Origin of the sequence: Anaeromyxobacter oryzae, from assembly GCF_023169945.1 — a bacterium.
Taxonomy (GTDB): domain Bacteria; phylum Myxococcota; class Myxococcia; order Myxococcales; family Anaeromyxobacteraceae; genus Anaeromyxobacter; species Anaeromyxobacter oryzae.
This window is the reverse complement of sequence record NZ_AP025591.1, coordinates 2,548,394-2,575,393: the sequence shown is the minus strand read 5'-3', so window position 1 is coordinate 2,575,393 and position 27,000 is coordinate 2,548,394. Positions and strand designations below refer to the sequence as shown.

19 protein-coding genes are annotated in these 27,000 nt (G+C 74.0%); 13 read left to right on the top strand and 6 right to left on the bottom strand.

Annotation, left to right across the window (positions count from 1 at the left end; genetic code table 11):
* Window positions 1-4 precede the first annotated feature (4 nt).
* On the bottom strand, window positions 5-670 hold the full coding sequence (locus AMOR_RS11155; protein ID WP_248361023.1) for an NUDIX hydrolase: 666 nt from the start codon (window positions 668-670) through the stop codon (window positions 5-7).
* A gap of 85 nt (window positions 671-755) precedes the next feature.
* Between AMOR_RS11155 and ilvD the strand changes: the two genes are divergently transcribed.
* The gene (gene ilvD / locus AMOR_RS11150) at window positions 756-2,438 is read left to right on the top strand and encodes a dihydroxy-acid dehydratase (RefSeq protein ID WP_248361021.1); all 1,683 of its coding nucleotides are present in this window, start codon (window positions 756-758) and stop codon (window positions 2,436-2,438) included.
* A 33-nt stretch (window positions 2,439-2,471) separates the two neighbouring features.
* Here the strand turns inward: ilvD and AMOR_RS11145 are convergent, their stop codons facing one another.
* Window positions 2,472-3,728 carry an RsmB/NOP family class I SAM-dependent RNA methyltransferase gene (locus AMOR_RS11145; protein ID WP_248361019.1) on the bottom strand — a complete coding sequence of 419 codons (1,257 nt, stop codon included), beginning with the start codon at window positions 3,726-3,728 and terminating at the stop codon, window positions 2,472-2,474.
* Window positions 3,725-6,583, bottom strand: a complete 2,859-nt coding sequence (locus AMOR_RS11140; RefSeq protein WP_248361017.1) for a PAS domain S-box protein — start codon at window positions 6,581-6,583, stop codon at window positions 3,725-3,727. Before AMOR_RS11140 ends, AMOR_RS11145 begins: the two co-directional genes overlap by 4 nt.
* Before the next feature lie 220 nt (window positions 6,584-6,803).
* Here AMOR_RS11140 and AMOR_RS11135 point away from each other — a divergent pair, with 220 nt between their 5' ends.
* The 7 genes from AMOR_RS11135 to AMOR_RS11105 all read left to right on the top strand — a co-directional run bounded on the left by AMOR_RS11135 (window position 6,804) and on the right by AMOR_RS11105 (window position 16,967).
* Complete coding sequence (locus tag AMOR_RS11135; protein WP_248361015.1) at window positions 6,804-7,916, top strand: OprO/OprP family phosphate-selective porin; 1,113 nt, start codon at window positions 6,804-6,806, stop codon at window positions 7,914-7,916.
* 8 nt (window positions 7,917-7,924) lie between these two features.
* Entirely contained in the window at window positions 7,925-8,347 is a 423-nt protein-coding gene (locus AMOR_RS11130; RefSeq protein ID WP_248361013.1) for a substrate-binding domain-containing protein, read from the top strand.
* A 4-nt stretch (window positions 8,348-8,351) separates the two neighbouring features.
* Window positions 8,352-9,830, top strand: coding sequence for a methyl-accepting chemotaxis protein (locus AMOR_RS11125; protein ID WP_248361011.1), 1,479 nt, complete (start codon window positions 8,352-8,354; stop codon window positions 9,828-9,830).
* 148 nt (window positions 9,831-9,978) lie between these two features.
* Entirely contained in the window at window positions 9,979-11,415 is a 1,437-nt protein-coding gene (locus tag AMOR_RS11120) for a TolC family protein (RefSeq protein WP_248361009.1), read from the top strand.
* Window positions 11,412-12,995, top strand: coding sequence for an efflux RND transporter periplasmic adaptor subunit (locus AMOR_RS11115; protein ID WP_248361007.1), 1,584 nt, complete (start codon window positions 11,412-11,414; stop codon window positions 12,993-12,995). Before AMOR_RS11120 ends, AMOR_RS11115 begins: the two co-directional genes overlap by 4 nt.
* Window positions 12,996-12,997: 2 nt before the next feature.
* Entirely contained in the window at window positions 12,998-16,288 is a 3,291-nt protein-coding gene (locus AMOR_RS11110; RefSeq protein WP_248361005.1) for an efflux RND transporter permease subunit, read from the top strand.
* Window positions 16,289-16,409: 121 nt separating this feature from the next.
* Window positions 16,410-16,967, top strand: coding sequence for a hypothetical protein (locus tag AMOR_RS11105; protein ID WP_248361003.1), 558 nt, complete (start codon window positions 16,410-16,412; stop codon window positions 16,965-16,967).
* Window positions 16,968-17,133: 166 nt separating this feature from the next.
* Here the strand turns inward: AMOR_RS11105 and AMOR_RS11100 are convergent, their stop codons facing one another.
* The 3 genes from AMOR_RS11100 to AMOR_RS11090 form a co-directional block, all read right to left on the bottom strand.
* Window positions 17,134-17,538, bottom strand: a complete 405-nt coding sequence (locus tag AMOR_RS11100; protein ID WP_248361001.1) for a DUF4424 family protein — start codon at window positions 17,536-17,538, stop codon at window positions 17,134-17,136.
* Between the two features lie 1,242 nt (window positions 17,539-18,780).
* The gene (locus AMOR_RS11095) at window positions 18,781-20,154 is read right to left on the bottom strand and encodes a pyridoxal-phosphate dependent enzyme (protein WP_248360999.1); all 1,374 of its coding nucleotides are present in this window, start codon (window positions 20,152-20,154) and stop codon (window positions 18,781-18,783) included.
* Between the two features lie 78 nt (window positions 20,155-20,232).
* On the bottom strand, window positions 20,233-20,658 hold the full coding sequence (locus AMOR_RS11090; protein ID WP_248360997.1) for a cupredoxin domain-containing protein: 426 nt from the start codon (window positions 20,656-20,658) through the stop codon (window positions 20,233-20,235).
* Between the two features lie 238 nt (window positions 20,659-20,896).
* Here AMOR_RS11090 and AMOR_RS11085 point away from each other — a divergent pair, with 238 nt between their 5' ends.
* The 5 genes from AMOR_RS11085 (at window position 20,897) to AMOR_RS11065 (ending at window position 26,936) form a co-directional block, all read left to right on the top strand.
* A complete protein-coding gene (locus tag AMOR_RS11085; RefSeq protein ID WP_248360995.1) occupies window positions 20,897-22,363 on the top strand; it encodes a sensor histidine kinase in 1,467 nt (488 codons plus the stop codon).
* Window positions 22,360-23,745 (top strand): sigma-54-dependent transcriptional regulator, encoded by a 1,386-nt coding sequence (locus tag AMOR_RS11080; protein WP_248360993.1) that lies wholly within the window; start codon window positions 22,360-22,362, stop codon window positions 23,743-23,745. Before AMOR_RS11085 ends, AMOR_RS11080 begins: the two co-directional genes overlap by 4 nt.
* A 217-nt stretch (window positions 23,746-23,962) precedes the next feature.
* Window positions 23,963-25,231 carry a sensor histidine kinase gene (locus AMOR_RS11075; protein ID WP_248360991.1) on the top strand — a complete coding sequence of 423 codons (1,269 nt, stop codon included), beginning with the start codon at window positions 23,963-23,965 and terminating at the stop codon, window positions 25,229-25,231.
* A 49-nt stretch (window positions 25,232-25,280) separates the two neighbouring features.
* Window positions 25,281-26,255 (top strand): SDR family oxidoreductase, encoded by a 975-nt coding sequence (locus tag AMOR_RS11070; RefSeq protein ID WP_248360989.1) that lies wholly within the window; start codon window positions 25,281-25,283, stop codon window positions 26,253-26,255.
* 201 nt (window positions 26,256-26,456) lie between these two features.
* Complete coding sequence (locus AMOR_RS11065; protein ID WP_248360987.1) at window positions 26,457-26,936, top strand: DUF456 domain-containing protein; 480 nt, start codon at window positions 26,457-26,459, stop codon at window positions 26,934-26,936.
* The last annotated feature ends 64 nt before the right edge of the window (window positions 26,937-27,000 follow it).

The window sequence follows — 27,000 nt, the reverse complement described above, 5'->3', positions numbered from 1 at the left end:
GAGGTCAGGCGCCCGGCGGGGACGGGAACGCGCGATCGAGGAGATCCGCGAGGATGCGCGCGGTGAGGCCCCACACGACCCGCGCCGGATCGGCGTGGAACGACCAGACCCGCCAGTGGCCGCTCGCGGCGTCGACGTCCTCGAAGGGGATGGCGGCGCGGGCGACCACCTCGAGGAGGCGCGCGGGGAGGCGCCCCGGATCCCAGAGCGAGGCCTGGCGGAGGTCGCGCTCGAGCAGGCGCGCGAGCGGCAGCTCGAAGTGCTCGTCCACCTCGCCCTCCTGCGCGACGAACGCGTGCGGCGGCGTCCTCACCGCGGCGACGACCGGCGTCACGACGAACCCGGCGACGCTCGGGCGGTCGTCGAGGACGCCGAGCACCTCGACGGCCTCCTGCGGCAGGCCAACCTCCTCGCGCGCCTCGCGCAGCGCGGCCTGGATCGGTCCTTCGCCCGCCTCGAGACCCCCGCCGGGGAACGAGATCTCTCCCCGGTGGTGCGGGACCGTGTGCGCGCGGCGCGTGAACAGCAGGGAGGGTCCGCCGGCGCGCGCGAGGAGCGGCACGAGCACGGCCGCGCGACGGAAGCCGGCGACCTCGAGCGGCACGGGTGGACGCGCCGCGAGCGCGATCCGGATCCGGGTCCTGGCGAGGTCGAAGTCCGGGGCGGGCACGGGAGGTTCCTAACCCGGCGCCCGCCCGGTCGCCGCGCGCGCGAACGATTTGACTTCGCGGCCCCCGGTAACCGAAAAACACCGGATGCGCAGCGACATCATCAAGAAGGGCTTCGAGCGGGCGCCGCACCGCAGCCTGCTCCGGGCGACCGGCCTCACCGACGCGGACTTCGACAAGCCGTTCGTCGGGATCGCCAACAGCCACGTGGACATCATCCCGGGCCACTTCTTCCTCGCCGAGTACGGGCGGATCGCGAAGGACGAGATCCGCAAGGCCGGCGGCGTGCCGTTCGAGTTCAACACCATCGGCGTCGACGACGGGATCGCCATGGGCCACGAGGGCATGCGCTACAGCCTGCCCTCGCGCGAGCTCATCGCGGACTGCATCGAGACGATGATGAACGCGCACTGCCTCGACGCGCTCCTCTGCATCCCGAACTGCGACAAGATCGTGCCGGGCATGGTGATGGGCGCGCTCCGCGTGGACGTTCCGACGGTGTTCGTGTCCGGCGGACCGATGCGGGCGGGGCACATGGCCGACGGCACCCCCATCGACCTCACCACCGCCTTCGAGGCGGTCGGGAAGCGCGCCCGCGGGCAGATGAGCGACGCGGAGCTGTACGAGATCGAGTGCCGGGCGTGCCCGTCGGGCGGGTCGTGCTCCGGCATGTTCACCGCGAACTCCATGAACGTCCTGTGCGAGGCCATGGGGATCGCGCTCCCGGGCAACGGGACGATCCTCGCGCTCACGCCGGAGCGCGAGGCGCTCGTCCGTCGCGCCGCGCGCCGCGCCGTCGAGATCGCGGGCGACGAGCGGTTCCGCATGCGCCGCGTCGTCACCGCGGACGCGGTGCACAACGCCATGGTCGTCGACATGGCCATGGGCGGGTCGTCCAACACCGTCCTCCACATGCTCGCCATCGCGCGCGAGGCGGGGCTCACGTTCGGCCTGAAGGACATCGAGGCGATCGCCGGCAAGGTCGCCCACATCTCGAAGATCGCGCCGTCGCTCTCCACGGTGCACATCGAGGACGTGCACCGCGCGGGCGGCGTCCCGGCGGTGCTGAAGGAGGTCGCGCGGCGCGGCGGGATCGTCCGCGAGGGGGCGCTCACCGTCGCCGGCGAGACCGTCGGCGAGCGGATCCGCGACGCCAGGATCGCCGATCCCGAGGTGATCCACTCCCTCGAGAACGCCTACTCGCCGGTGGGCGGACTGGCGGTGCTGTTCGGGAACCTCGCGCCGGAGGGCGCGGTGGTGAAGACCGCCGGGATCCAGCCGTCGATGCGGAAGTTCACCGGCAAGGCGATCTGCTTCGACTCGCAGGACGAGGCCGCCGCCGGGATCATGGCGGGCAAGGTGCAGGCCGGGCACTTCGTCGTGATCCGGTACGAGGGGCCGAAGGGCGGCCCGGGCATGCAGGAGATGCTCGCGCCGACGTCGCTCATCATGGGCATGGGGCTCGGGGAGTCGGTCGCGCTCGTCACCGACGGCCGCTTCTCCGGTGCGACCCGCGGCGCGTGCGTCGGTCACGTCTCGCCGGAGGCGGCCGAGGGCGGCGTCATCGGCCTCGTCGAGGATGGCGACGCGATCACGATCGACGTCGAGGCCCGCTCGCTGACCGTGAACGTGCCCGACGTCGAGCTCGCCCGCCGCCGCGAGGGGTTCCGCCCGAGGAGGAAGGACGTCCGCTCGAGCTGGCTGCGGCGGTACGCGCACCTCGTCACGAACGCGTCGAACGGCGCGGTGCTGCGGAGCGAGGACCTCTAGCGCGACCGCATCCGGCGCGCGCGTCCGCGGTCGTCACCCCCGCCGCGTCCAGACCGCCGCGAAGAAGCCGTCGGTGTCGTGCACGTGGGGCCACGTGCGGACGAAGCCGTCGGGTGTCACGACCGACGCGTCCGCCTCTGGCGCGGCGCGGACGAACTCCGGGTGCGCGGCCTCGAAGGCGAGCGCCACCTCCTCGTCCTCCTCGCGGCGGAACGTGCAGGTCGCGTAAACGAGCCGGCCGCCGCGCCGGACGTGCGTCGCGGCGCGCGCGAGGATCCCGAGCTGCAGCGCCGGCAGCGCCGGGAACGTCGCCGGGTCGAGGCGCCAGCGGAGGTCCGGGCCGCGCCGGAGCGCGCCGAGCTCGGAGCAGGGCGCGTCGACGAGGACCCGGTCGACGCGGAGCTCGGGCGGCGCCGAGGGGCCCTCGATCGAGACGATCCCCTCCGCGCCGGCGCGGGTCGCGCGGACCCGGAGGCGCGCGAGCCGCGCCGCGTCGGGATCGACCGCGTACACGCGCCCGGCGGGGCCCACGGCCGCGGCGAGGAGGAGGGTCTTCCCGCCGGCGCCCGCGCAGGCGTCGACGACGGCGTCGCCGGGGCGCGCCCCGACGAGCGCTCCGAGGAGCTGGCTGCCCTCGTCCTGGACCTCGACGAGCCCGGTCCGGTGCGCCACGAGGCCGTAGACGTTGGGCCGCGGACCGTCCACCACGAGCCCGTCCGGCGCGAGCGGCGCGGGGCGGGTCGCGATGCCGCTGGCCGCGAGCGCGGTCGCGAGCGCGCCGCGCCCGATGCGGAGCCGGTTCGCGCGCAGGCAGACCGGGCCGGGGCGGTCGAGGGCGTCCGCGAGCGCCGGCGCGTCGGGGCCCGCCGCGCGCGCCACCTCCTCCGCGAGCCAGTCCGGGAGCGAGAAGCGGTCGGCGAGCCCGGCGGGCGGCGGCCTCGGCGGCGGCAGCGCGCCCGCGTCGACACCCGCGAGCGCGGCGGCGTCGGCGCGCCCGCCGAGGTCGCGCAGCAGCGCGGCGAGCAGCACCGCGGGCGGGGCGTCGGCGTCCCCGAGCTGCGCCCGCAAGCGCCGGCGCCAGAGCGCGACGCCGAAGATGGCCTCGGCCACCACCGCGCGGGCGAGGCCGTCGAGGCCGCGGCGGGCGCGGAGCGCGCGATCGACGACGCGCTCGGCGGTGGCGCCCCCGAGGACCTCGACCAGCTCCGCGTCGAGCGGCGGGGCGACGCGCGCGAGGGCGTCCCAGGGCGCCGCTGCGACGCGCCGCTCGGCGGGAGACGCGGCGCTCACGCGCGCTCCGCGGCGGGCGCGGAGACCAGCCGCGCGACCGCGGCGCGGAGCGCCTCCGGATCGAACGGCTTCTCGATCCGTGCGTTCGGCACCGCGTCGAGGAACTCCCGCGCCGCGGCGGTGAAGGCGCCGCCGGTGAGGAAGACGAAGCGGTCCGCGACGCGCGGACTCCGCGCCCGGACCCGGGCGTGCAGCTCCATCCCGCTCATGCCCGGCATCATGAGATCGCAGAGCACCACGTCGGCGGCGGGCTCCTCCGCGAGCGCGGCGAGGGCGGCGGACGCCGCGGTGAGGACCACGACGTCGTGCTGCGCGGCGAGCACGCGCTGGACCGCGCGCCCGACGAGCGGCTCGTCGTCCACCACGACGACGCGCCCGCGCCGCGGCACGGAGGGCGCGACCGTGGCCGGGCCGCCGCCCTCGCGCCCGACCGTGGCGTCCGGCGCCGCGGCGGGGAGGAGGACCCGGAACGTCGCGCCTGCCCCGAGGGCGCTCTCGACCCGGATCTCGCCGCCGAGGCCGGTCACGATGGCGTGGCAGATCGAGAGGCCGAGGCCGGTGCCGACGCCGACCGGCTTCGTCGTGAAGAACGGGTCGAAGATCCGCGGCAGCAGGTCGGGCGCGATGCCCGCGCCCGTGTCCGAGACCTCCAGGAAGGCGCGCCCGTCCGGAGCGGTACCGGTCGCGACCCGGATGGTGTGGCGGGCGGCGTCGCCCTCCGGGATCGCCTGGGCCGCGTTCACGAGCAGGTTCAGGGCGACCTGGCCGAGCCGGTGCTCGCTGCCGCGGACCGGCGGCGCCGCCTCGAGGGAGAGGACGATCCCGGCGCGGTGCCGGATCTCGTTCTCGGCGAGGGCCATCGCGGAGCGCGCCGCGCGCCGGACGTCCGCCAGGGAGTCGTTCTCCGCGTCGGCGCGGGAGAAGGCCCGGAGCTCCCGGACGATCTCGCGGACCCGGATCGCGCCCGCGCGGGCGTCGTCGAGGGCGGCGACGACGCCGGGATCGCGGCCGGCGCTGCGCAGGACCTCGGCGGCGTGATCGACGTTCGCGAGGACGAACGCGAGCGGGTTGTTGATCTCGTGAGCGACGCCCGCCGCGAGGGTGCCGAGGGACGCCATGCGGTCGGCCAGCTGCAGCCGGGCCTGGAGCTGCCGCTTCTCCGAGACGTCCTCGACGAACGCGAGCGCGGACCAGCGGGTGTCCGCGCCGCGGAGGGCGCCCGCGCGGAGCAGCGCGTCCACGGCGCCGCCGCCGGCCCGCGCGAGCCGGTACGAGCCCTCGACCGTCTCGATCGCGCCCGCGCCGAGCCGCTCGAGCGCGGCGGCGAGCTCGGCGCCGGCGCCGCCCTCGACGAGCCGCGCGAGCGGCTCGCCGCGAAGGGCCGCCTCCGAGCGCCCGAGCATCCCGCAGAGGGCGGGGTTCGCCTCCACCACGGCCCCGCGCGCGTCGAGGAGGGCGACGCCGAGCCGCGCGCCCTCGAACGCGGCGCGGAACTTGGCTTCGCTCGCGCGGAGCGCCTGCTCCGCGGCGACCCGCTCCGAGATGTCGCGGGCGATGCCCTGGAAGAGGCGGCGCCCGTCCACCTCGTCGACGTGCACGCTCACCTCGACCGGGAAGGTCGAGCCGTCCTTCCGGCGGTAGCGCGTCTCGAACAGGAGCGCGCCGTGCGCCATCTCCTCGCGGACGCGGTCCGGGAAGTCGGCGACGGTCGCGGGATCGCGCAGGTCCGGGACGGCCAGCCGGAGCAGCTCCTCCCGCGTGTACCCGAGCGCCTCGGCCGCGCGCTCGTTCACCTCGACGATCCGGTGCGCGTCGTCGGTGAGGAAGACGAGGTCGCGCGACCAGCGCGTGAGGCGGTCGAGCCGGCGCGCGACGGCGTTCCGCTCCGCCTCCGCCACGAGCCGCTGCCGCTCGAACCCCGCCACGCGCTGGCGCCACCAGAGGCCGCCGCCCGCCGCCACCGCCGCGAGCAGCGCCGCCGCGAGCCCCAGGGTCCACACGAGCCGCTCGCGGAGGGGCGCGAACGCCTCCGCGACCGGGACCTGCGCGATCAGGGTCCACGGTGAGTGCGGCACGGGCTGCGCGGCGCTGAGGAGCTCCGGTCCTTCCGGCTCGCGCCGGCGCGGCGCCGCCCCCGTCGCGAACGCCGCCGGGAGCCGCAGCGCGAGGGCGGCGTCCGGTCGGCTCCGGACCGGGTTCAGGACGACGAGGGCGTCGCCGTCCTCGCGGACGAGGAGCGTCTCCGCCGAGGTCCCCTGCGCGGGCCACGATCGGAGGAGCGGGTACACGTAGGCGCGCGGGTCGATCCGGACGAGGAGCGCGCCGACCGGCTCGCCCCGGCGCATCACCGGGGTGACGAGCTCGAGCTGGGGCTCGCTCTCGCCGTGGCGGTGCAGGTCCACGAACGTCGGCCGGCGTGCCGCGAGCGCGGTCGCGACGACGGCGGCCCGCTGCGGCTCGTCGTCCGGCGGCGGCGACGTCGCGACGACGACGCGACCGGCGGGATCGAGCAGCTCGAACGCGGCGTAGTCCCCGAGCCCCATGAGGCCGCGGAACCACCGGCCGAGATCCTCCTGCAGCGCCGGGACGTCGGTCCGGCCGAGGGAGTCGACCAGCATCGCGTCGCTCGCGATCGCGCTGGAATCGGCGATCCGCTCGGCGCGCCACCGCGCGAGCTCCTCGACCTTCACCGCCACGATCGCGGCGAGCTGGCCCTCCTTCTCGGCGCGGAACACGCGCGCGCTCGCCTCGAACGAGAGCGCGGCGGCGACGGCGATCGCGCTCGCGACGCCGGCCGTGAGCAGCACCGCGATCGTCCGCGAGGGCGGGCCGCCGGAGCGCGGCGCGGAAGGCACGTCGATGGGTGGAGCGGGTCGCATGAGCGTGCCGGGCCGGGAGGATACCCCACCGGGGGTCGGCCGGGCCGCCTCCGCGCCTCATGTGCCGCGCGGTGCGACATCCGCCTGCCCTCTACCCTCGCTCGTTCATGGTGTTGACCCCCGCGGGGGGAGTGCTACCCCTGGAGAACCCGAAAGGGCCACCCCGATCCGGGGTCGGTGAGGGAGGGAAGGGTCCATGAGGAACGCATCACGCGCCGCGGTCGCGCTCGCGCTGCTCACCGTGGCGACGCCCGGGCGCGGCGTGGAGCTCGCCGAGGGGAAGCTGTCCGTCGCCGGCTTCGGCGAGTGGGCCTTCGGGGAGACGCGCGGCGGCGGCAACCGCTACGTCGTCGGCACGAGGGACGGGAACTACCAGAACGCCGAGCTCGCCCTCGCGGTGATCGCGCGCCCGGACGACTCGGTGGTGGTGGCGTCCCAGCTGTTCATGGGTCGCGATGGCGAGGTCGACCTCGACTGGGCGTTCGTGGAGTGGCGCCCGCCGGTCCCTTTCCGCGTCCGGCTCGGCAAGATCAAGCAGCCGTTCGGCGCGCTGATGGAGCTCAAGGACGTCGGGACGGTCCGGCCCTTCTTCACGCTGCCGCAGTCGGTCTACGGCCCCGCCCACCTCGGCGCGGAGGCCTACCTGGGCGCGGGGCTCACGGGCGACGTGAAGCTCGGCGGCGACGGCTACGCGCTCGACTGGGATCTGTACGGGGGCGCGATGAATCTCCCCGTGTACGAGCCGTTCGCGGTGCTCGCGACGCCGCCTCCCTGGACGTTCCCGCAGGTCGAGTCGGAGCTCGCCCGGAACGTGGTCGGCGCCCGCCTCACCCTCGCGACGCCGGTCGACGGCCTCGTGTTCCGCGTCTCCGGCTACACCGGGACGATGAAGATGGAGGAGGCCACCGGGGAGTCGGACGTCCGCCTCACGGTGGGCGGCCTCACCGCCGAGTACGTCGACGATCGGTTCACCCTGCGCGCCGAGGCGTTCGGGCGCAAGGAGGGGAGCTTCGAGGACGGCTACGGCGCGTACGTGGACGCGGGCGCGTTCGTGACCAAGCACGTGCAGGTCGCCGTCCGTGCCGAGGTCTCCCGCAGTCACGTGGACGGCATTCCGTCGTCGTCGACGCTCCTCCGGCACGACGAGGCGGCGGTCGGCGCGAACTACTGGTTCACGCCGGACGTGGTCTTCAAGCTCTCGTACCACCTCGTCTACGGCAACCGGTTCGCCACGCCGGACGTCTCCGCGGACGGCGTGCTCCAGAAGCGCACCGAGCTCGTGGTGGCCGGGACGCAGTTCAGCTTCTAGGAGACGCCATGAACGTTCGCGTCCTGCTCATCGCGCTCCTCTCGTGGGCCGCGCCCGCCCTCGCAGACGACGGGTTCGTGGTGATCGTCCACCCCGCGAGCGCGGTCCAGGCGCTCTCGCGCCGGGAGCTCTCCGAGCTGTTCCTCAAGAAGACCGCCCGCTGGTCCGACGGCTCGGAGGTGCAGCCGGTCGAGCCGCCGGAGCGGTCCGCCGCGCGGCAGCGGTTCAGCGAGATCGTGCACCGGCGCTCCCTGGCCGCCGTGAAGGCCCACTGGAGCCGGGTCATCTTCGCCGGGCGCGACGTGCCCCCCGTCGAGAAGCCGTCCGACGCGGAGGTCGTCGCGTTCGTGCAGCGGACACCGGGCGCGATCGGCTACGTCGCCGCGGGCGTCCCGACGCCCGGCGTGCGGACCGTGAAGGTCGGGGAGTAGCGCGATGGCCGGGGCGCTGGTGCGGCTGCGGTTCCGGACGCGGCTGCTCCTGCCGCCGCTCGTCGCCGCGGCCGCGCTCGCGACCACGCTCCTCACGGTCCGCGCCCTCGCGGCGCGCTCGGAGCGGCTGTTCGACGAGGTGCGCGAGGGCCACGTGCCTGCGCTCGAGGGGAGCCGGGACCTCCAGGACCTGCTGGGCGGCGCCCAGCGCGCGCTCGAGGAGGCGGTCGCGACGGAGGACGACGCCGCCCTCGCGAGGGCGGACGACCTCCGCGCGAAGCTGGACGGGCGCCTCGACGAGCTGGCCCGCCTCCCGGTCGTGGAGCGGGCGGCGCTCGCCGGGACGCGCGCGCGGGTCGACGCGTACTACGCGCTCGCCCGGAGCACGAGCGCCCGGTACCTGAAGGGCGAGCGCGGGGAGGAGGTCACCCGGGCGCTCCGCGAGATGACCGCGAGCTACTCCGCGCTCGAGGGCGAGCTGCAGCGCGGCACCGACGCCGCCCGCGCGCGGGCGTTCGAGGCCTTCGAGCAGAACCGCCGCCTCCAGCAGGAGTCGCTCCGGATCACCTGGATCACCGTCCTCGTCGCGCTCGCGATCCTCTTCTGGATCGTCGCGACCACCGCGGCGCGCGTGCGCTCGATGGTGCAGGGCCTCGAGGGGGCCGCCGCCGGCCTCGTCTCCGCGGCGGGCGGGCTCACCCGCCTCACGCAGAGCCAGTCGTCGCTCGCGCAGCAGCAGGCGGCCGAGCTCGCGAGCGCGGGCGCGACCACCCGCGCGCTCGCGGGGACGGCGACGGTCGCGGCGGAGCGCGCCGAGACCGTGCTCGGCGTCGCGCGTCGCGCGGCGGAGACCACCGAGTCGGGGGAGGCGTCGGCGCGGCAGAGCCTCGCCGCCGTCGAGCGGCTCCGCCGGCAGGTGGAGCAGATCGTCCGGACGAGCGCGGGGCTCGCCGAGCGCGCGCGACAGGCGAGCGAGATCAGCGCCACCGTCCAGGGGTTCGCGACGCAGTCGCACATCCTCGCGCTGAACGCCCTCATCGAGGCGGCGCGCGCGGGCGGACGGGGCGCCGGGTTCGCCGTCGTCGCGCGCGAGGTGCGAGCGATGGCGGAGCGCTCCGGCGAGGGCGCGTCGCGGATCGCCGCGATCGTGACGGAGATCGAGGAGGCGGTCCGCGCGACCGTCGCGACCGTCGAGGAGGGGCGGGCCGCGCTCGAGGCGAGCGTCGGCGAGATCGCCGCCTCCGGGGCACGGCTGCGCGAGATCGGCGGTATCGTCGGCGAGACGAGCGGCGCCGCGTCCGAGATCGCGACCGCCGTGCAGGATCAGAGCGGCGGGATCGAGCGGATCACCCGGACGGTGTCCTCCCTCGACGTCGCGATGGAGGAGACGGTCCGCGGGATCCAGGACGTGGACCGGGCCGCCTCCGAGCTCAACGGAACGGCGGAGCGGCTCTCCGCGGTCGTCCGCGAGTTCCGCATCTAGCCGAGGCGTGACCGGCGCCGTCACAGGGTGACGGGCACGGTGGGCGACCGCGGCCACGGCCGGCGCGATCACGGCCGAAACGGCCGCTTTCGCGCGTGCGGCGTGCGCCGAGGCGGTGGCACGGCCGCTGCTAAGGTCCTCCTCGCCCATGAACCTTCGCTCCCACCCGTTCGCCGTGGTGCTCCTGGCGCTCCTCGCCGCCGCGATCCTCGCCGCGCCGCGCGCTCGCGCGGAGGCACCCGTCCCCCTCGCGGACGACCCCGCACTCGCCCGGCTGGTCGAGGAGAGCCTCGCGGCTCGCCCGGAGGTGAAGGCCGCCGCGGCCCGCGTCCGGATCGCGCGCGAGCGGGTCCCCCAGGCCGGCGCGCTTCCCGACCCGGTGCTCTCGCTCGGCATCCAGAACGACGGGTTCAGGTCGATCGAGATCGGGAAGATGGAGACGAGCTTCTGGAGCATCGGCGCGGCCCAGACGCTCCCCTGGCCGGGCAAGCGCGGGCTCCGCACCGACGTCGCCGACCTCGCCGTCCGGGAGGCGGACGCCTCGCTCGCGCGGGCGCGGCTCTCGGCCGAGGCCGACGTGCGGCGGGCGTACCTCGATCTCCTCCTCGTGCGCGACCGGCTCGCGCTGCTCGTGCGCCTCGAGATGGTGTGGGAGCGCTCCGAGGGCGTCGCCCGGGGGCGGTACGAGTCCGGCGAGGCCGCGCAGACCGATCTGCTCCGGGCCCAGCTCGAGCGGACCCGGCTCAGGCAGCGCCGGGTCGGGCTCGAGGCGGAGGAGCGCGCCCGCCGCGCCGAGGTGAACCGCCTGCGCGGCCGCCCGGCGGGCGACCCGGTGGAGACCGCCCCCTCGCTCGCGCAGATCGCCGATCCGGCCCTCCCGGCGGTCGACGCGGCGGTCGCGTACGCCGAGGAGCGCAGCCCCGAGCTCGCCGGAGCGCGCGTCGGCCAGGTTCGCGCCGCCCGCCAGGTGGACCTCGCGCGCCGCGAGCGGTTCCCCGACGTGACGCTGAGCGCGGGCGTCATGCCGCGAGGCGCCCTGGAGCCCATGTGGCAGGCGGGCATCTCCATCCCCATCCCGCTGTTCTCCGGGAGGAAGCAGGGGCGCGCCGTGGCGGAGCGCGCCGCCGACGCCGAGGCGAACCGGGCGGACGCCGAGGCGGCCGCCGAGGTGGTCCGCCTCCGGGCGATCGAGCGCTACGAGGCGCTCGCGGCGGCGCTCGACACGCTGAAGCTGTTCCGCGGCGGGCTCCTCGTCCAGTCGCGGGCCACCGCCCAGAGCGCGCTCGCGCAGTACGGGGTCGGGCGCGTGCCGTTCACGACGGTCCTCGAGGCGGTGGCGGGAAACGTCTCGGACGAGGACGCGTTCCTCTCGGCGGCCGCGGACGCGCAGAAGCTCGCCGTGGCGATGGCCGAGGTGAGCGTCGACGCGACGTTCCCCGGCGTCGTCTCGGCCGGTGGGATGGCGGGCGGCGGCGTCTCGAGCGCGGCGACGAAGAGCGGTGGACGCGGCGGCGCCGCGGCCGCCGCGGGCGCGGCGGCGGCGGGTGGTGGTTCGACCTCTTCCTCGATGGGCGGTGGAATGTGAGCGACGCGACGAAGATCCCCGAGACCCCGGCTCCCGTGGTGCCGCGCAGGCGTGGACGCGGCGCGCTCGTCCTTGCGGCGGCGGTCCTGGTCGGCGCCGCCCTCGGTGGCGGCGCGGTGGTGCTCGCCGGGCGCGCGGGCGGCGACGGCGCGGACGGCGCCGCCGCGGCCGCGGCCGGGCAGAAGCCGGCGGAGGCGAAGCCGCTCTACCAGTGCCCGATGCACCCGTCGATCACGCAGGACCACCCGGGCGACTGCCCGATCTGCGGGATGAAGCTCGTGAAGGTGGCGGCGGCCGCGGCGCCCGCCGTGGCGGCGGGTGCCGCGACGGCCGGGACGGCGGCGACCGCGACGGCGACCAAGCCCCAGTGGACCTGCCCGATGCACCCGAGCATCGTCCAGGACCATCCGGGCGACTGCCCGATCTGCGGCATGAAGCTCGTCAAGATGGAGCCCCTGTCCGCCGGCGCCCCCGCCTCCGGCCCGACGCCCGAGGGGCTGTCGACCGTGACCATCGAGCCCGCGCGCCAGCAGCTCATCGGGCTCCGCACCACGAAGGTCAGCGAGGGCGACGTGGGCGGCGCCTGGCGGACCGCGGGCCGGGTCGCGATCGACGAGACCCGCGTCCACCACGTGAACGTGAAGGTGGGCGGGTTCATCGAGCACGATCACGCCACGTTCATCGGGAAGATGGTCCAGAAGGGGCAGCCGCTCTTCGCGATGTACAGCCCGGACCTGGTCGCGGCGCAGCAGGAGCTGCTCGTGGCGCTTCGCACCCGTGGCGAGCTCGCGGGCGCCGGCGCGGCGCAGGACGGCGACTCCCTGGTCGCGGCGGCGCGGCGGAAGCTCGAGCTCTGGGACGTGCCGGCCCAGGAGATCGCGCGCGTCGAGCGGACCGGCGAGGCGACGAAGAACCTCATGTTCTACTCCCCTGCGACGGGCGTCGTGACGAAGCGCGACGTGGTCCCCGGCATGCGCGTCGAGGCCGGCTCGATGCCATACGAGATCGTCGACCTCTCGCGCGTGTGGGTGCTCGCCGACGTGTACGAGACCGAGCTGCAGCACGTCTCCGTCGGGCTCAGGGCGACGCTCACGCTCCGCGCCTACCCCGGCAAGAAGTTCCAGGGCCGCGTCGCGTTCATCGATCCGATCCTCGATCCGAAGACCCGGACGGCCAAGGTCCGCCTGGAGTTCCCGAACGCGAGCGGCGAGCTCAAGCCCGAGATGTTCGGCGAGGTGCTGATCGAGGGGCCGCGTCGGCGCGGCCTGGTCGTCCCCGCCGACGCGGCGATCGACTCGGGCACGATGCAGGTGGTCTTCGTCGCGATGGGCGGCGGGACGTTCCAGCCGCGCGAGGTGAAGCTCGGCGAGGGCGACGGCCGCCACGTCGAGGTGCTCGAGGGCCTCCACGCCGGGGAGGAGATCGTCACCGGCGCGAACTTCCTCGTCGACTCCGAGTCGCGGCTCCGCGCGTCGCTCGCCGCCATGGCCGGCGGCGCGGCGAAGGCGCCCGCGAAGGCGGCCGGCACCGGTGCCACCGGCGGGACCGCCGATCCACACGCCGGCCGCGGGGGGAAGTAGCGATGATCAAGCGGATCATCCGGTTCTCCGCCGAGAACCGCATCCTCGTCATCGCCGCGACGATCGTCGCGCTCCTCGGCGCGTGGTGGTCGATGCGGAACATCCCGCTCGACGCCCTGCCGGACCTCTCCGACACGCAGGTGATCGTCTACTCGAAGTGGGACCGGAGCCCGGACATCATCGAGGACCAGGTGACGTACCCCATCACCTCCGCGCTCCTCGGCGCGCCGAAGGTGAAGGCGGTCCGCGGGTTCTCCGACTTCGGCTTCTCCTACGTCTACGTCATCTTCGAGGACGGCACGGACATGTACTGGGCGCGGAGCCGCGTCCTCGAGTACCTGTCCAAGATCACCCCGCAGCTCCCGCAGGGCGTCTCGACCGAGCTCGGCCCCGACGCGACGAGCGTGGGCTGGGTGTACCAGTACGCCCTCGTCGATCACACCGGGACGCACGGGTCGGACGAGCTCCGCTCGCTGCAGGACTGGTTCGTCCGCTACGCGGTCCAGAGCGTGCCCGGCGTCTCCGAGGTCGCGACCGTCGGCGGCCAGGTGCGGCAATACCAGATCACGGTGAACCCGAACGCCCTCGCCTCCTACGGCATCCCGCTCGACGCCGTGGTCCAGGCGGTGCGCCGGGGCAACAACGACGTCGGCGGTCGCCTCGTCGAGCTCTCCGGCCGCGAGTACATGGTCCGCGGCCGCGGCTACGTGAAGTCGATCCAGGACCTCGAGAGCCTCGTGCTGAAGGCGGAGGGCGGCACCCCCGTGCTCGTGAAGGACGTCGCGACCGTCCAGCTCGGCCCGGAGATGCGCCGCGGCATCGCCGACCTCGACGGCCAGGGCGACGCCGTGGGCGGCATCGTGGTGATGCGCGCCGGAGAGAACGCGCTGAACGTCATCGAGCGGGTGAAGACCAAGCTCGACGAGCTGAAGCCGTCCCTGCCGAAGGGCGTCGAGGTGGTGACCACCTACGATCGCTCCGAGCTCATCGGGCACGCCATCGAGAACGTGAAGGGAAAGCTGCTCGAGGAGATCCTCATCGTCTCCGTCGTGATCCTGATCTTCCTCTGGCACGTGCCCTCCGCGATCGTGCCCATCGTCACGATCCCGGTGTCGGTGGCCCTCGCGTTCATCCCCATGTACGCGATGGGCCAGGGCGCGAACCTCATGTCGCTCGCGGGGATCGCGATCTCCATCGGCGTGCTCGTGGACGGCGCCATCGTCGAGGTGGAGAACGCGTACAACAAGATCCACCACTGGATCGCGGACGGGAAGAAGGGCGACTTCCACAAGGTGCGCCTCGAGGCGCTCCTGGAGGTCGGCCCGGGCGTCTTCTTCTCGCTGCTCGTGGTGGCCGTGGCGTTCATGCCGGTCTTCACCCTCGTCGATCAGGAGGGCCGGCTCTTCCGCCCGCTCGCGTACTCGAAGAACCTCGCGATGGCGATCGCGGCGCTCCTCGCGATCACGCTCGATCCCGCGATGCGCATGCTGTTCGCCCGCGTCGAGCCGTTCAAGCTCCGCCCGCGCCCGCTCGCGTGGCTCGTGAACGGCGTGGCCGTGGGGAAGTACTACTCGGAGGAGCGCCACCCGATCAGCGCCTTCCTCCACCGGATCTACGAGCCGCCCTGCCGGTTCGTGGTCCGGCACGCGAAGGCGACCATCGCGGTCGCGCTGCTCCTCGTGCTCTCCACGATCCCGATCTACCTGAAGCTCGGCAGCGAGTTCATGCCGCCGCTCCGGGAGGGCACGATCCTCTACATGCCGTCCGCGGTGGAGCCCGGCATGTCGGTCGCGGAGGCGCAGCGCGCGCTCCAGATCCAGGACAAGATCCTGAAGACCTTCCCCGAGGTGGAGCGCGTCTTCGGGAAGGCCGGCCGCGCCAACACGTCGACAGACCCCGCCCCCTTCACGATGATGGAGACGACCGTCGTCCTGAAGCCGGAGGCCCAGTGGCGGGAGCGCCCGCGCTGGTACTCCTCGTGGGCGCCGGGCTGGGTCAAGGGCGTCCTCCGGCCGTTCTGGCACGACCGGATCTCGGAGGAGGACCTCATCCAGGAGATGGACGAGGCGCTCCGGCTGCCCGGCATCTCCAACGCCTGGACCATGCCCATCAAGGGCCGTCTCGACATGCTCTCGACCGGCATCCGGACGCCGGTCGGCATCAAGGTGTCGGGCGCCGACCTCACGGTGGTCGAGAAGGTCGCGAAGGACATCGAGGCCGCCGTGCAGCACGTCCAGGGCACGCGCAGCGTGTACGCCGAGCGCGTCGCCGGCGGCTACTTCCTCGACTTCGTGCTGAAGCGCGAGCAGCTCGCCCGCTATGGCCTCTCGGTCGACGACGCGAACATGCTCGTCATGACGGCCGTGGGCGGCGACAACCAGACCACGACGGTCGAGGGGCGCGAGCGCTACGGCGTGAACGTCCGGTACGCCCGCGACTACCGCGACGACCTCGAGGCGCTCCGGCGCGTCCTCCTGCCGCTCCCCGGCGGCAAGGGGCAGATCCCCATGGAGGAGATCGCGGACGTGCAGCTCGCCCAGGGCCCGTCGATGATCCGCGACGAGAACGGGCTCCTCTCCGGCTACGTCTACGTGGACTTCGACACCTCGAAGACCGACGTCGGCCGCTACGTCGAGCGCGCCAAGGCGGCGGTCGCCGCGAACGTGCAGCTCCCCGCCGGCTACTCGGTGTCCTGGAGCGGCCAGTACGAGAACATGCTCCGGGTGAAGGAGCGGCTGAAGCTCATCGTGCCGCTCACGCTCGTCCTCATCTTCGGCCTGCTCTACATGAACACGAAGAGCGCCTTCAAGGCGTCGATCGTGATGCTCGCGGTGCCGTTCTCCGCGATCGGCGCGGTCTGGCTCCTGTGGGGGCTCGGCTACAACGTCTCGATCGCGGTGTGGGTCGGCCTCATCGCGCTCATGGGGCTCGACGCCGAGACCGGCGTCTTCATGCTCCTCTTCCTCGATCTCTCCTACGGCGAGTACCGGAAGAAGGGGCTCGTGAGGGACGAGGCGGGCCTCGTCGAGGCGATCATCCACGGCGCGGTGAAGCGCGTCCGGCCGAAGATGATGACGGTCTGCGCCGCGATGATGGGCCTCCTCCCGATCATGTGGTCCACCGGCACCGGCTCGGACCTCATGAAGCGGATCGCGGCCCCGATGGTGGGCGGCCTCGCGACGTCGTTCCTGCTCGAGCTGCTCGTCTATCCTGCCATCTACTTCCTCTGGAAGAAGCGCGAGATCGGCAAGCCGCTGCCGGCCGAGGAGGGCGAGGCGAGCGCGGCGGCGTAGGTCCATGCGCGGACGAGGGGGGGCCGAGCGGGTGCGGCCCGGCTCCGTCCCTCGCCGGGGGCGACCCACCGTCCCTGGCAACTCCGCGCGCTCCGCGAGGTCCACTCGCAGAGGAGGTCGCATGCGAACGATCCTGGGAGCGATGGCGATGGCGGTGCTGGCGGCGTGCGGCGGCAGCTCGCACCCGACCGCGACCGCGGCGGACGTGCAGAAGTACTCGAGCCTGGCGCAGGGCGTCTCCACGTCGGCGACGAGCTACGCGTCGACCGAGCAGGCGACGACCGACGTGACCGCGTGCCGGTCCGCCCACGACTCGTACGACGGCCACGTCCGGCCGATGGTGAATCAGATGCAGGGGATGAGCCCTTCGCTGGACGAGAGCCTCTCCGGCATGAGCGGGCACATGGGCGACGCCGACATGGGCTGCGGCGCCGACGCGATGAAGGCGGAGCTCGATCATCACGCCGCCGTCGCCTGCACGTCCACGGACATGGCGGCGAACCACGCGGAGGCCGCGCGGCACGCCACGGCGATGCACGACTGGGCGGAGCACCAGGTGGCCCGCTGCGGCGAGGTCGAGGATCACATGGGCGGGGGCGGCGGCGGTGGTGGCACCACGACCGGCGTGTGCCAGCACATGTCCGACGGGTCGTACACGCTGGGTGGCCAGCACATGTAGCGGCGCGGAGCGCGGGCGATCGTTCGCGTTCACCGCCTGTAGCGGTCCGAGGGATCGGTACCCGCGTGCCCTCGGCAAGCTCCGCTCCGGCGCGCCACGAGGGCCCCACCCCGCCCTCGTGGCGGTGGTGGATCCGCGGCGTGACCGATACGCGACGTCTCGAGCTTCACTGCGGAGAACGAAGAGCCTTCTCGAAGAAGAACACCGTCACGTCCCTCTTGGGAACGAGACGCTCTGCTCTGGCGAGCACTCTGGACCCTTTGCGGCTCACGGAGCCTTCCCAGCACGCGCCGACGAAATCTCCCGAGGTCACGGCGGCCTCCATGTCGAGAAGGTCGATGGGCCCGTTCCACATCGAGAACGCGGCGAGACCAACGGTGACCCAGGACCCGGTGTACTCCGCTTTCGGGAGACTCCCTCCCTCGAGACAGGCCTCCTTGGCGTACGTCGTCTCTACGACACCCTCCTCGATCGCCACAGGAGGCGTGTACTCCACCCGAACGACGACCGGAACGCCTGAGGGAAACTCCTGAACCCACTGATACCTCGTCCGCAGGATCCACTGCGGCATGGGATCGGGATCCTCGGAGAGGAGCCCCCCGCGACGAGCTCGTCGCGAACACTCCGCGAGAGCCTCCCGATCTCCGATCGCGACCACAACGCCGTTCGGCCACCGTCGGCACTCACCCGGAAGACATTCTGCATTCCACCGAAGGTCGAGACGTGAAGACCCGCACGCATCAGCCGCGCTGAGACGTCCTTCGGATGAGGCGAGGCCGAATCGAACGCCGCATGGATGGGCCGCAGCGGCAACGGGACTCCGTTGATGGTGACCGTCAGGTTCTCGAGCTCATACCAGGAGTCGTTCGCCGGATCGTACCCAGCATCCGGCCCGCGTATCTCGACATCCTGAACGATCGCTTTTCCCGTTTCGTTCACGAAGCGCTGCTCGAACACGACGCGACTGCCGACACGAAGCTGCACCGCTTTCAGCTTCACCGCGCTCGCACTGCCGACGGGGATGACACCCGTGACGACCGGGCCTCCGGGGCCCTCCGCCGCCTGGGAAGGGGAGCCACACACGAGCACCGCCACCACGAACACCAAGTACCTGCAGGTTCTCATTGGTCCCGGTCGCCTTCGACACTCCGTTCTAGCAGAGCGTCGCGATCTCGGCGGCGGGCGTGAACGTCGTTCCTGCTTCCGTCCGCCAGCAGCGCGATCGCCCACTGCAGCGGAGACAGCCGGGACGGGCCTTCGCGCCGGAGCGCAGGGACCGGGCGTTTCGTACGGACCGGCCCGCAGTACTTTAGCCGGCCTGTCACGGATCGTGACAGCCGCCGAGCGGCCTTGCACGCGCCGCCGCAGTGAACGCCGTCGCGGCTGGCACGAGCGGACGTGCGCCGGCCCCGCGCGCACGGAACCGTCCGATCATCTGCGGCGGCAAAGTCCCGCGTCCCGAGCACCGCCGTGAAGGACCGGCCCGGCCCACGGAGCGGCCTGCCCGCTCACGGGAAACGATGGCCCAGGTCGTGGTTCACGTCGAGAGAATGGGGGCGGATCGCGTAGCGGAGGCGCCCCCTCACCCCGGCCCTCTCCCCCACGCGATGAAGCTGCGCGGGGGAGAGGGAGTACGAACAGCGGAAGCGAGATCGTACGGCCCCCTCACCACGGCCACCGCCCTCTCCCCCACGCGTGAAGCCGCGCGGGGGAGAGGGAGCGTGAACCAAGGAAGCGCGAACGTACGGGCGGGAGAGAGGGAGTACGAACAGCGGAAGCGAGATCGTCCGGCGGGGAGAGGGAGGACGTCCTCTCAGTGCAGCTTGCGCCGCAGGTGGTTCACGACGTCCATCCGCGTAACGAGCCCGAGGAACTGGTCGCCGTCCACGACGATGGCTACGAGCCCCTGCGCGAACAGCGGCATGAGGTCTCGCGCCCGGGCGCTCGCGGGGACGGTCTCGAGCCGCGTCGTCATGTGATCGCGGACGGCGTCGCGGAGGCGGGCCTCGTCGTCGGCCGCCGCGGCGAGCAGGTCGGACTCGTCGAGGATGCCTACCACCTTCCCGGCCTCGAGCACCGGCAGCTGCGAGACGTCGTGCTGCTTCATCCGGCCGTAGGCGATCAGGAGCGGCTCGTCGGGCTTCACGGTCACGACCGCGCCCTCCGCGTGTCGCCGCGAGACGAGCTCCCGGAGATCCCCGGTGGGCGTCCGGTCCAGGAAGCCCTGATCGGCCATCCAGAAGTCGTCGTACATCTTCGAGAGGTACTTGTTGCCGGAGTCCGGGACGAGCGTGCAGACGCGCCGCGGCTCGGATTGCGCGCGGCAGTGGCGGAGCGCGGCGGCGAGGAGCGTGCCCGTCGAGGAGCCGCCGAGGATCCCCTCGTGGCGCAGCAGGTCGCGGGCCGCGGCGAGGCTCTCGCGATCCGGGACGGTGTAGGCGTGGCGGACGCGGGAGAGGTCGGCGTTCGCGGGGACGAAGTCCTCGCCGATCCCCTCCACCACCCACGACCCCGCCTTGCCGATCTTGCCGGTCCGGACGTAGCCCGCGAGGATCGAGCCCTCGGGATCGGCGAGCACCATCTCGCAGCCGGGCACGAGGCGCGCGAACGCGCGGGAGAGGCCCGTGAGCGTGCCGCCCGAGCCGACCCCGACCACCATCGCGTCGAGCTTCCCGCCGAGCGCCGCGGCGATCTCCGGCCCGGTCGTCCGCTCGTGGGCGAGCGGGTTGGCCGGGTTCTCGAACTGGTTCACGAAGAACGCGCCGTCCTCGCGCGCGATCGCGAGCGCCAGGTCCTGGTAGTAGTCGGGGTGGCCCTTCTCGACGTCGGAGCGGGTGATGACGACGCGCGCGCCGAGCGCCTTGAGGTGCAGGATCTTCTCCCGGCTCATCTTGTCCGGGATGACGAGCGTGAGCGCGTAGCCCTTCTGCGCGGCGACGAGGGCGAGCCCGAGCCCGGTGTTCCCCGCGGTCGCCTCGACGAGGCGCCGCTGGTGCGGCCCGAGCTTGCCGTCCTGCTCCGCGGCCTCGATCATCGAGCGCCCGATCCGGTCCTTGATCGAGCCGCCGGGGTTCTGGCTCTCCAGCTTGAGCCAGAGCTCGCACGGGCCGGTGTCGAGGCGCGAGACGCGGACGAGCGGCGTGTCGCCGATGAGGTCCAGGGCGCCGCGGGCGAGGGAAGCGGTCATGGCGCATGTGTACCGCCCCCGGCGGTCACTGGCCATCGAGGCGCGGGCCCTCCCGGGGAGGGCCCGCGCAGGGCGGCGTCACTCCACGACGAGCGTGCCGGCGATCATGTCCATGCCGCAGGCGAACCGGTACGAGCCCGGCTTCGGCGGCTTCACCGTCACGGTGACCGGCTTGTCGAGCGGGAGCTTCTGGTCGATTCCGAAGTCCTTCATCACGATCTCGGTGGCGCAGGTCCGGTCGGTCTTGCGCGTGACGACGAGCTTCACCGTCTCTCCCGCCTTCGCCTTCACCTCTGCGGGCGTGAAGCCCTCGCCGGTCACGGCGATCTCGATGGTGCGGACGCCCTTCGTCGCCTTGGCGGGCGCGGCGGCGGAGGCCGTCTTCGCGGGCGTCGCCTGGGCGACCTTCACGGCGTGATCGCACTGCTCGCATGCGAGCGAGGCGCGGGGCAGGGCGAGGGCGGCTGCAACGACGACGGCGGGGGCGAGCTTCCAGGCGTTCATCCGGTTCTCCGGTTCGGGGTTCGAGCCCCTCCCAGGAGCACGCGGCGTGCCGTCCGGGATCTGCCGAGTTCCGGCGCACTTGCACGCCTGGCGCCGCGGCGGCGCGTGCCGCGTTCCGCTACACTGTGACGAGGGAGGTCACGCCACGGGGGAGCCGATCCGGCGCCCGCCCGGCGGTCCTTCGGACGTCGGGCGCTTGCCGGCGGGCGGCCCGCCCCGTGCACCAGGCCTGGAGCTCATGTTCGATCGCATCGGAACGGCGAAGCGGCTCGCCCTGGGGCTCGGCGCCCTGGTCTTCCTGCTCGTGGTCGCCTCCGCAGCGGCGATCGTCGGCTCGGCCCGGGTCCACCGCGGGATCGCGGAGACGATGCGCCAGGAGGAGGGCGTCCGCCTCTCGCTCGAGCTCGCGAGCGCCGTGCGCGACCAGTACGCCCACCAGGCGCACACCATCATCATCGGCGACCGCAGCCACCTCGGGTTCTACGATCAGGCGCGCGCGACGGTGCTCGGGCTGACGGCGCGTCTCCGCCAGAGGGCAGGCGGCGAGGAGGAGCGGCGCCTCGTCGACGCCATCGAGGCGGAGAGCGGTACGCTGGACCGGATCTTCAAGGAGTCGATCGTTCCCTCGGTCGTGCGGGGCGAGCACGAGAACGTCAAGGAGGAGCACGGGCGCGCCCAGCTCGTCGTGACGCGTATCCAGGACCTCACGCAGCAGCTCGTGTCCCGCTTCGAGGCGAGGATCGAGGCGGCCCGGGCCGAGGCGGAGCGGATCGAGCGGACCACCCTGTGGCTGCTCGTCGGGCTGCTCGTGGCCGCCCCGGTGCTCGCCGCCGCGGTGAGCCTCGCCATCGCGCGCTCGATCGTCGTCCCGGTGGCGCAGCTCTCGGCGGGCGCCGCGCGGATCGCGGCCGGCGACCTCGACGCACGCATCGAGGTGAGCGGCGCGCCGGAGCTGGTGTCGCTCGCCCGGCAGTGGAACGCCATGACCGCCGCGTTGCGGGATCACCAGGAGAAGCTCGTCCGATCCGAGAAGCTCGCCGGCATCGGCCGCCTGGCGGCCGGCGTCGCGCACGAGATCAACAACCCGCTCGGGGTGATCCTCGGCTACGCGAAGCTCCTCAGGAAGCGCGCGGACGGCGTGCTCGCGGAGGACCTCGCGGTCGTCGAGGAGGAGGCGCTCCGCGCGAAGGAGATCGTGGACGGCCTCCTCGATCTCTCCCGCCCGCTCCCGCCGCCCGGGACGGACCCGGTGGACCTGCGGGTCCTCGCGGACGACGTCGTCGCCCGGCTCCGGGACGCGCGCCTGCTCGACGGCGTCGCCGTCTCGGTCGACGGGGTCGCCCGCGCTCCCGGCCACGCCGAGAAACTCCGGCAGGTGCTCGTGAACCTCGTGCTGAACGCGGCCGAGGCGGCCGGGGCCGGCGGCCGGGTCGCCGTGCGCGTCGGGGGGCGCGACGGCGCCGCCGAGGTCGCGGTGGAGGACTCCGGCCCCGGCATCCCCGACGCCGCCCGGGCGAAGCTGTTCGAGCCGTTCTTCACGACGAAGCCGCGCGGCACCGGGCTCGGGCTCGCGGTCTCCCGCGCCATCGCGCGCGCGCACGGCGGCGAGCTCGCGGCGGGCGATGCGCCGGGCGGCGGCGCCCGGTTCGCGCTCACGCTCCCGGCCGTGGCGACCGCGGCCGCGGCGAACGGGGAGGCGGCATGACGGAGGCGCGCGTCCTCGTCGTCGACGACAAGGAGAACATGCGGAAGCTGCTCGCGAAGATCCTCGCGGACGGCTACGCCGTGGAGACCGCCGAGGACGGCGCGCGGGCCCTCGCGCTCGTCGCGACGCGCCCGTACGATGTCGTGGTCACCGACATCAAGATGCCCGGGGCGGACGGGTTCGAGCTGCTCCAGGCCGTGAAGGCGCGCGCGCCCGAGACCGAGGTCGTGCTGATGACGGGCTACGCGACGGTCGCCGACGCGGTGCGCGCCATGAAGGAGGGCGCGTTCGACTACCTCGAGAAGCCCTTCGATCCCGACGCGGCGCTTGCGGTCGTGGCCCGCGCCGCCGAGCACAAGCGCCTCGCCGACGCGGCCCGCAGCACGGCGGCGCCGGGCGAGGTCGCGTCGTTCCACAACCTCGTCGGCCGGAGCCCGCGGATGCACGAGGTCTACGCGCTCCTCGACAAGGCGGCGGGGCTCGACATCACCGTCCTCCTCCTCGGCGAGACCGGGACCGGCAAGGAGCTGGCCGCGCGGGCGATCCACTACCACTCCGCCCGGCGCGAGCGGCGGTTCGTGGCGGTGAACTGCGGCGCCCTCCCCGGCGAGCTCGTGGAGAGCGAGCTGTTCGGGCACGCACGCGGCGCGTTCACCGGCGCCGCCGGCGCGAAGCCCGGCCTGTTCGAGGAGGCGGCCGGCGGGACGATCTTCCTCGACGAGGTGGGCGAGCTGCCCCTCGCGGCCCAGGTGAAGCTCAACCGCGCGCTCCAGGAGCGGGAGATCCGGCGCGTCGGCGACACGCAGCCCGTCAAGATCGACGTCCGCGTCATCGCGGCGACCCACCGCGACCTCCGCGAGGAGGTGAGGGCGGGGCGGTTCCGCGAGGACCTCTTCTACCGCCTCCACGTGTTCCCGGTGACGCTGCCGCCGCTCCGGGAGCGCGCGGAGGACGTGCCGCTGCTCGCCGCCCACTTCGTCGAGAAGCACGCGCGCGCCATCCGGCGCGACGTGACGGGGTTCGAGCCGGAGGCGCTCCGGCGCCTCGCGGGGTACGCCTGGCCGGGGAACGTCCGGGAGCTCGAGAACGCGGTCGAGCGCGCGGTCGCGGTCGCGCCGGGGCCGCTCGTCCGGGTCGCGGACCTGCCGCCGGAGGTGGCCGCCGCCGTCCCGGGCGCCCCGGACCCTGCCACGCTCGCGAAGCTGCCGTACCGGGAGGCGGTGGAACAGGCGCGGGACAGGATCTCGCGTGAGTACCTGGTCGCCCTGCTCGCCGAGTTCGGCGGAAACGTGACCCGGGCCGCGGAGCGGGCCGGCATGGAGCGGGAGAGCCTCCATCGCCTCCTGCGCAAGTACGGGCTCCGCTCCGACGACTTCAAGTGAGCCGGTAAGCCGACGCTTGTCGAGGATCGCAGCGACCTGGCGCGAGCCGCGGGGTCGTTGCCCACCCATCTCGACAGGGGGTCGGCCGCGCGCGCTCGCGCTCGAAAGGCTGACCGCGAGCGATTCGTCGCATCTCCGTTCACCCGATCGGCTGGTACCGTCAGTGGATGCGCTGCGGTAAGCTGCCGCGGATTAGGGGAAGCCGGGGGCACTCCAGGTGAACGTCGACGAAGAGCCGCCGGCTGCGCCGCCGGCGGAAGCGCCGGGCGCGTCCGCGTCCGGCGCCGCGCTGGCGCCGCTCGAGGAAGCGCTGGCCGAAGCGGTGACCGCGTGGGAGGTGGCGCGCGCGATCAGCGCTCGCGCCCTGCCGCTGCTCGACGCCGACGCCGCCGCGCTCCACGTCGACCGCGGCGGACGCCGCCTCGAGCTGGTCCTCGCGCAGGAGGGCGCCGGCGCCGGGGCCCAGCTCGTCCCGCTGGCCGGCACCGCGCCGGCGGACCGGCTCGTCGCGAGCGCCATCCGCGGCCGCGAGGTGTGGATCGTCGACACGGCCGAGCTCGCGGTCCGCGTCCCCGAGGGCCCCGTCCCGAAGGCGCTCGCGGTCCTGCCGGTCGTCACGCGCACGGGCACGGTGCTCGGCGCGCTCGCCCTCGCGTGGCAGCGGACGGGCCCGCCGGACGCGGCGGCCCGTGCGCTCGCGCTGATCGTCGCGGACCGGTGCGCGGTCGCGCTCCGCCGCGCGCTCCGCCACGACGCCGAGCACCGCGCGCGCGTCGCCGCGGAGGCGGAGCTCGCGATCGCCCGCCGCCTGGCGAGCGTCCAGGACCACCTCATGGCGGTCGTCGGGCACGACCTCCGCACGCCGCTCCAGACGGTCATCATGGGCGCGCGGCTGCTCCAGCGCGCGAACGTCGACGCGCAGGCGACGACGCTCGCGCGGATCCAGCGGAGCGCCGAGCGCGCCGCCGGGATCATCCGCGACCTCCTCGACCTCGGGCGCGTGCGCCACGGGCTCGGGCTCAGGATGGCGCCGCGCGACGCCGACCTCCCCGCGATCTGCCGCGCGGCGGTCCTCGAGCTCCAGCAGGCGCACCCGGGCCGCGCCGTCGAGGTGCTGGTCGAGGGCGACGGCCAGGGCGAGTGGGATCCGGAGCGGCTCACGCAGGTCGTCGCGAACCTCGCCGGGAACGCGCTCGTGCACGGCGGCGCGCGTGCCCGCGTGGTGGTGCGCGTCGACGGCACCGAGGAGGCCGCCGTCTCGCTCCGCGTCTGGAACGACGGGCCGGTGATCCCGGCGACGCGCCTCGCCCGGCTGTTCGAGCCGTTCCGGGGCGAGGTCGATCCCGGTGACCCGAGCCCGGGACTCGGCCTCGCCATCGTGCGCGAGATCGTCCGCGCGCACGGCGGCGTCGTGTCGGTGCGCTCCACCCTCGACGAGGGCACCGCGTTCGAGGTCCGGCTCCCGCGGCGGGCACCGGGGCGCTGACCGCGACGCCCGGGCCGCGCGCCGAGGCGGACCGCCTTACCTTCCAGGCATGCGCGGAAAGCTCGCGGGGAAGGTCGCGGTGGTGACGGGGGCGTCCAGCGGGATCGGCCGGGCGACCGCGCTCAGGCTCGCGCGCGAGGGGGCGAGCGTCGCCCTCGCAGCCCGCGGGAAGGACGCGCTCCGGGAGGTCGAGGAGGCGATCGCGCGGAGCGGCGGGCGCGCGATCGTCGTCGAGTGCGACGTCGCGGACGAGGACGCGGTGGATCACCTCGCCGCGGAGGCGCAGGCGCAGCTCGGTCCGCTCGACCTGTGGGTGAACGACGCCGCGGTGCTCGCCATGGGACGGTTCGAGGACACGCCGCCGGAGGTGTTCCGCAAGCTCGTCGAGACCAACCTCATCGGCACGGTGAACGGCGCGCGGGCCGCGCTCCGCCGGTTCCGCACGCGCGGCCGCGGCGTCCTCGTGAACGTCGCCTCCATCGACGGCCGCGTCGCCGCGCCGTATGCGTCCGCGTACGTCGCCTCGAAGCACGCGGTGGTCGGCTTCTCCGCCTCGCTCCGTCAGGAGCTGCGGCTCACCGGGCTCCGCCACGTGCACGTCTGCACGGTCCTCCCCGCGACGATCGACACGCCCCTCTTCCAGCACGCGGCGAACTTCACCGGCGTCCAGGTGAAGGCGCTCCCGCCCGTGTACGCCCCGGAGCGCGTCGCCCGCGTCATCGCCCGGCTCGCTACGCACCCGCGGCGCGAGGTGCTGGTCGGCACGAGCGCGCACCTCCTCTCGGCGCTCTGGTCGTTCGCGCCGGCCGCCGCGGAGCGCGTCCTCGCCCGGATGATCGACCGGCAGCACCTCGCCCACGAGCGCCCGGTGCTCGACTCGGCGGGGAACGCGTTCGGGCCGACGCGGCCGGAGGCGGAGCACGGCGGATGGCGGCGCGCCGGCGGGAGGTGGAGGAAGGCGGTGGCCTTCGGGCTGCCGGCCGCGCTCGCGGCGACGGCGCTCTTTGCGCGCCGGGAGGAGTGATGCATGCGACGCCGCTCGTGGTGAGCTCTCGAACCACGAGGTGGCGTCGCCCTTCGACTCGGCGGCGCTTCGCGCCGCCACGCTCAGGACGAACGGAAACGCCGGGGGTGAACGGAATCCGAAGGCGCCGAGGGGCGGACGGGGTGTGGCCCCCCAGGGCGGCGGTGGACGCGTCGCGCGGGTCGGGGCATATCTGCACGCGTGGAGATCCTGCTCTACGCGCTCGGCGCGGTGGCGCTCGTCGTCGGCGTCGCCGGGGTGGTGCTGCCCGCGATCCCCGGCTCGGTGCTGCTCGTGGCCGGCGCCGTGCTGGTGGCCTGGGCCGGTCACTTCGAGCGCGTGTCCGGGTGGACGGTGGCCGCCTGCGGCCTCATCGGCCTGCTGATCTGGGTCGTCGACCTCGCGGCCGGCATCCTCGGCGCGCGGGCGTTCGGCGCGTCGCGCTGGGCGGTCGTCGGCGCCGGCGTCGGGGTGCTCGTCGGGTTGTTCCTCGGGCTCCCGGGGGTCATCCTCGGTCCGGCGGTCGGGGCGATCGTCTTCGAGTACGTGAAGAACCCCGACTTCACCCGGGCGGCGAAGGCGGGGCTCGGCGCCTTCCTCGGGTTCGTGCTCGGGAGCGCGGTGAAGGTGGCGCTCGCGTTCGTGCTCGTGGGCGTCCTCGTCGTCGCGCTCGTGTGGTAGCGGGACCCGCCCCGGACCGACCCGGCGGCCCGGCGGCGCGCCGGGACGCCGTGGATCGATCCTG